Source organism: Vibrio sp. 2132-1, assembly GCF_033344315.1.
Genome location: NZ_JAWPON010000860.1, coordinates 1 through 518, shown reverse-complemented (window position 1 = coordinate 518; position 518 = coordinate 1). Strand labels below are relative to the sequence as shown.

The window sequence follows — 518 nt, the reverse complement described above, 5'->3', positions numbered from 1 at the left end:
ACGCCAGGTCACGTAGTGCTTTATAGTGAAGAAGCGCGTTTAGCGTTTGTTGGTGATGTTCTGTTTAACGGTAGCATTGGTCGTACTGACTTCCCTCAAGGCGACTTCAATACGTTGATTAGTTCAATTAAAGAGAAACTTTGGCCTCTAGGTAACGATGTTACATTTGTACCGGGTCATGGTCCTCAATCTACCTTCGGTCACGAGCGCAAAACCAACCCGTTTGTTGCTGACGAGATGCCACTATACTAGCGCCTTGTCTGTACTCGTTATTATTCTGGCTCGGCGGCCGCTAAGTATCGCCGAGTCAGCCCTACAAATTCGTCGGCTTCCCTGTCTAAATCACTGGCAGAAATAAACACATCATAGCCGTAAAATTTTCTTTGATACTTCATTCTATTCGCCAGCATGGCTTGCAAACCGTCGTATTGTTTTCCCGCTTTGCTAGTGTACGGTTGTGGGTCGAGCATCATATCTTCAAATTTCTCTTCACAATGGTTCTGCCTTGCGCCCAGATA

The 518-nt window shown here is 45.9% G+C and carries 2 protein-coding genes; one reads left to right on the top strand and one right to left on the bottom strand.

Going from position 1 to position 518, the window contains the following annotated elements:
* On the top strand, positions 1-252 hold a 252-nt coding region (locus tag R8N47_RS28420; RefSeq protein WP_318115295.1), incomplete at its 5' end, for an MBL fold metallo-hydrolase.
* A 20-nt stretch (positions 253-272) separates the two neighbouring features.
* Here R8N47_RS28420 and R8N47_RS28415 read toward each other — a convergent pair.
* A partial coding sequence (locus tag R8N47_RS28415) for a DUF2982 domain-containing protein (RefSeq protein ID WP_318186509.1) occupies positions 273-518 on the bottom strand: 246 nt, incomplete at its 5' end.